Genomic DNA, 4832 nt, shown 5'->3' with positions numbered 1-4832 from the left:
CCACCCGGGAGCCCGGTCTCCCGGCGCCCCGCGCGCCGGGAGGCCGGGCCCCGGCGCGATCACCGCTCCCGTCCCGCCGGCCGCTCGGTCCCGCCGGCCGGGCGGGAGCGCGGGGCGCCGGAGGCGGTTCCGTAGGATCGGCGGTATGCCGATGTCCAAGACCGCGCGGGCGGCGCGGACCGGGATTCCCCCGCTGCCCGAGCCGCTGGCGGTGCCGGTCACCGACGCGCACACCCATCTCGACATGCAGGACACCACCGTCGCCGAGGCCCTGGCCAAGGCCGCCGCCGTCGGCGTGACCCGGGTGGTGCAGGTGGGCTGCGACGTTGCCCGGGCGCACTGGGCGGTCAAGACCGCCGCCGAGCACGACGCCGTCTGGGCCGCCGTGGCGCTGCACCCCAACGAGGCGCCGCGGCTGGAGCAGGACGGCGGCCCGGCCGCCCTGGACGCCGCGCTGGAGGAGATCGCCGCCCTCGCCGCCCGTGACGAGGTGCGCGCCGTCGGCGAGACCGGCCTGGACTACTACCGCACCGGCCCCGAGGGCGTCGCCGCCCAGCAGCGTTCCTTCCGCCGCCACATCGCCATCGCCAAGGACACCGGCAAGACGCTGATGATCCACGACCGGGACGCGCACGCGGACGTGCTGCGCCTGCTGGACGAGGAGGGCGCCCCCGAGCGCACCGTCTTCCACTGCTTCTCCGGCGACGCCGGCATGGCCCGCCACTGCGCCGAGCGCGGCTGGTTCCTCTCCTTCGCCGGCAACGTCACCTTCAGCAGCGCGCAGCCGCTGCGCGACGCGCTCGCCGCCGCGCCCCCCGAACTGCTGCTGGTCGAGACCGACGCCCCCTTCCTCACCCCCGTCCCCTGGCGGGGGCGCCCCAACGCGCCCTTCCTGATCCCGCACACCCTGCGCGCCATGGCCGAGGTCAAGGGCCTGGACGAGGACTCCCTCGCCCGCCACCTGGCCGCCAACACCCTGCGCGCCTTCGGCGCGGAGTGAGCGCAGCGAGCGCGCCCGGTGCGGCCTGCGGTGACGCCGCGGGCCGCACCGCCCGGCGCCCGTAGACTGCACAGGTGATGACGTCCGACGACAAGGGGCTGCTGGGCCCCGCCGACATCCGCGAACTGGCGGCGGCTCTGGGCGTCCGTCCCACCAAGCAGCGGGGCCAGAACTTCGTCATCGACCCCAATACCGTCCGCCGTATCGTGCGTGCCGCCGGGCTGCGCCCCGGCGACGCGGTGGTGGAGGTCGGCCCCGGCCTCGGCTCGCTCACCCTGGCCCTGCTCCAGGCCGTCGGCGACGACGGCCATGTCACCGCCGTGGAGATCGACGACCAGNACGACGGCCATGTCACCGCCGTGGAGATCGACGACCAGCTGGCCGCCGCCCTGCCCGCCACCGTGGCGGCCCGGCTGCCCGAGGCGGCCGGCCGCTTCTCCCTGGTGCACCGGGACGCGCTGCGGGTCACCGAGCTGCCCGGCCCGGCCCCCCGCGCACTGGTCGCGAACCTGCCCTACAACGTGGCGGTGCCGGTGCTGCTGCACATGCTGGAGACCTTTCCCGGCATCGAGCGCACCCTGGTGATGGTGCAGGCCGAGGTCGCCGACCGGCTCAGCGCCGCCCCCGGTTCCCGGATCTACGGTGTGCCCTCGGTCAAGGCCGCCTGGTACGCCGAGGTGCGGCGGGCCGGCTCCATCGGCCGCACCGTCTTCTGGCCCGCGCCCCATGTCGACTCCGGGCTGGTCTCCCTGGTCCGCCGCCGCCCGCCGCGCACCGCCGCCTCCCGCCGCGAGGTCTTCGCCGTGGTGGACGCGGCCTTCGCCCAGCGCCGCAAGACGCTGCGCTCCGCGCTGGCCGGCTGGGCCGGCTCGGCCACGGCGGCCGAGGCCGCGCTGGCCGCCGCGGGGGTCTCCCCGCGGGCCCGGGGCGAGTCCCTGACCGTCGGGGACTTCGCCCGGATCGCCGAGCACCGCCCGGCCGCCGCCGCGACCGCCGACGCCGCGGTACCGGACCCGGACCAGGCCGCACGGTGACCGCGCGAACCGCGTGCGGAGCACGCCCGCAGCGCCCGCAGCGCCCGCAGCGCACGAACATCCGGAACTGCACGAAGGAGGACCGCCGCGCATGACGACCGGCGTCACGGTGAGCGTCCCGGCGAAGGTCAATGTCCAGCTCGCGGTCGGCCCGCTGCGCCCCGACGGCTACCACGACCTGGCCAACGTCTTTCTCGCCGTCGGCCTGTACGACCGGGTGACGGCCGCGCCCGCCGACACCCTGCGGATCACCTGCACCGGCCCCGGCGCCGGCCAGGTCCCGCTGGACCGCAGCAACCTCGCCGCCCGCGCCGCCGTCCTGCTGGCGGCCCGGCACGGCCGCCCGCCCGCGGTCCACCTGCACATCGACAAGGACATCCCGGTGGCCGGGGGCATGGCCGGCGGCAGCGCCGACGCGGCCGGCGCACTGCTCGCCTGCGACGCCCTGTGGGGCACCGGCGCCACCCGCCAGGAGCTGCTCGGCCTCGGCGCCGAGCTGGGCTCCGATGTGCCGTTCAGTCTGCTCGGCGGCGCCGCCCTGGGCCGCGGCCGGGGCGAGCGGCTCACCCCGCTGGACGTCGGCGGGCGCTTCCACTGGGTCTTCGCGCTCGCCGACGGCGGGCTGTCCACCCCCGAGGTCTACCGCGAGTGCGACCGGCTGCGCGGCGGCCCGCCCGCCGCCTCGCGGGTGCCGGAGCCCGAGCCGGAGCCCGCGCTGCTGGCCGCCCTGGCCGGGGGTGACGCCCCCGCGCTCGCCGCCGTGCTGGCCGGGGGCACCAACGACCTCCAGCCCGCCGCGCTGTCGCTGCGCCCCGCGCTGCGGCACACCCTGGACACCGGACTGGCCGCCGGGGCGCTCGCCGGGATCGTCTCCGGCTCCGGACCCACCTGCGCCTTCCTGGCCAAGGACGCCGAGGCCGCGCACGCCCTGGCCGAGGCCCTGGAGGCGTCCGGCACCTGCCGCGCCGCCCGGGTCACCACCGGCCCGGCTCCCGGCGCCCGCATCGTCTGACCGCCGCCCACCTGTCCGCCCGCCCACCTGTCCGCCCAGCCGCCTGTCCGTCCGCTCACCTGCCAGACCGCCCGACCGCCCGCGCTGCCCCTGGGACGACCATGACCACTCCGCCGAAGCTGCCGAAGCCGTCGAAGCAGTCGAAGAACCTCGTCAACCTGGAATCCGTGCAGAAGGTCTACGGCACGCGTGCCCTGCTGGACGGACTCTCCCTCGGCGTCTCGGAAGGCGACCGGATCGGCGTCGTCGGCCGCAACGGAGACGGCAAGACCACTCTGATCCGGGTGCTGAGCCGCCTGGAGGAGCCGGACGCGGGCCGGGTGACGCACGCCGGCGGACTGCGCCTCGGCGTGCTCGCCCAGCACGACGACCTCGATCCGTCCGCCACCGTGCGCCAGGAGATCATCGGCGACCGGGCCGAGCACGAATGGGCCGGCGACGCCCGGGTGCGGGATGTGCTCACCGGACTGTTCGGCAGCCTGGACATGCCCGGCTTCCCGGCCGGCCCGGACACCGTGATCGGCCCGCTCTCCGGCGGCGAGCGGCGCCGCGTCGCCCTGGCCCGGCTGCTGATCGCCGAGCAGGACCTGATCGTGCTGGACGAGCCCACCAACCACCTGGACGTGGAGGGCATCACCTGGCTCGCCGAGCATCTGCGCGCCCGCCGCTCCGCCCTGGTCTGCGTCACCCACGACCGCTGGTTCCTGGACCAGGTCTGCACCCGGATGTGGGACGTGCAGCGCGGCACCGTCCACTCCTACGAGGGCGGCTACAGCGACTATGTCTTCGCGCGCGCCGAGCGGGAGCGGATCGCCGCCGCCGACGAGGCCCGGCGGCAGAACCTGATGCGCAAGGAGCTGGCCTGGCTCCGGCGCGGCGCCCCGGCCCGGACCAGCAAGCCGCGGTTCCGCATCGAGGCGGCCAACGCCCTGATCGCCGATGTGCCGCCGCCCCGGGACAGCGCCGAGCTGATGCGCTTCGCCGGCGCCCGGCTGGGCAGGACCGTGTTCGAGCTGGAGGACGTCTCGCTGCGCGTCGGCGGCCCGGACTCCTCCGGCTCGGCGGACTCCCGGGACGGCAGGGAGCTGCTCTCCGGGCTGACCTGGCAGATCGGCCCCGGTGACCGGATCGGGCTGGTCGGGGTCAACGGTGCGGGCAAGACCTCGCTGCTGCGCACCCTGGCCGCCGCCGCCCGGGACCGGGAGGGCGCCGGGGGCACCGTCTCCGGCGGTGCCGCCGCCCCCTCCGGGGTGCGGACGGACGGCCGGATCACCGTCGGCAAGACCGTGCGGCTGGCCTGGCTCTCCCAGGAGGTCGCCGAACTGGCCGCCGGCTGGCGGGTGCTGGAGGCGGTGGAGCAGGTGCGGTCCCGGGTGGACCTGGGCAGGGGCCGGGAGATGACGGCGAGCCAGCTCTGCGAGCGCTTCGGCTTCGGCAAGGAGAAGCAGTGGACGCCGGTCGGGGACCTCTCCGGCGGCGAGCGGCGGCGGCTTCAGCTCCTGCGGCTGCTGATGGACGAACCCAACGTCCTCTTCCTGGACGAGCCCACCAACGACCTGGACGTGGAGACGCTGACCCAGCTGGAGGACCTGCTGGACGGCTGGCCGGGCACGCTGGTGGTGATCAGCCACGACCGTTATTTCATGGAGCGCACCACCGACGTGGTGTACGCGCTGCTGGGCGACGGCTCCCTGCGGATGCTGCCGCGCGGCATCGACGAGTACCTGGAGCGGCGGCGGGCGGCGGCTGCCGCCGCGGCGCCCGCGGCCTCGGCGGCCTCCGCGGC

The 4832-nt window shown here is 76.3% G+C and carries 4 protein-coding genes; all 4 read left to right on the top strand.

From position 1 onward, the window contains the following. Positions 1 to 145: 145 nt before the first annotated feature. On the top strand, positions 146 to 1000 hold the full coding sequence (locus GQS09_RS26895; protein ID WP_165990139.1) for a TatD family hydrolase: 855 nt from the start codon (positions 146 to 148) through the stop codon (positions 998 to 1000). A 77-nt stretch (positions 1001 to 1077) separates the two neighbouring features. Next, the gene (locus tag GQS09_RS26890) at positions 1078 to 2034 is read left to right on the top strand and encodes an rRNA adenine dimethyltransferase family protein (RefSeq protein WP_165990140.1); all 957 of its coding nucleotides are present in this window, start codon (positions 1078 to 1080) and stop codon (positions 2032 to 2034) included. 91 nt (positions 2035 to 2125) lie between these two features. Further along, positions 2126 to 3046 (top strand): 4-(cytidine 5'-diphospho)-2-C-methyl-D-erythritol kinase, encoded by a 921-nt coding sequence (locus GQS09_RS26885; RefSeq protein ID WP_165990138.1) that lies wholly within the window; start codon positions 2126 to 2128, stop codon positions 3044 to 3046. Positions 3047 to 3147: 101 nt separating this feature from the next. Then, on the top strand, positions 3148 to 4832 hold a 1685-nt coding region (locus tag GQS09_RS26880; RefSeq protein WP_165990137.1), incomplete at its 3' end, for an ABC-F family ATP-binding cassette domain-containing protein.

Origin of the sequence: Streptomyces sp. YIM 98790, assembly GCF_011421595.1 — a bacterium.
GTDB lineage: Bacteria > Actinomycetota > Actinomycetes > Streptomycetales > Streptomycetaceae > Streptomyces.
The sequence above is the reverse complement of the archived record's forward strand: the minus strand, read 5'-3'. Positions and strand labels throughout refer to the sequence as shown.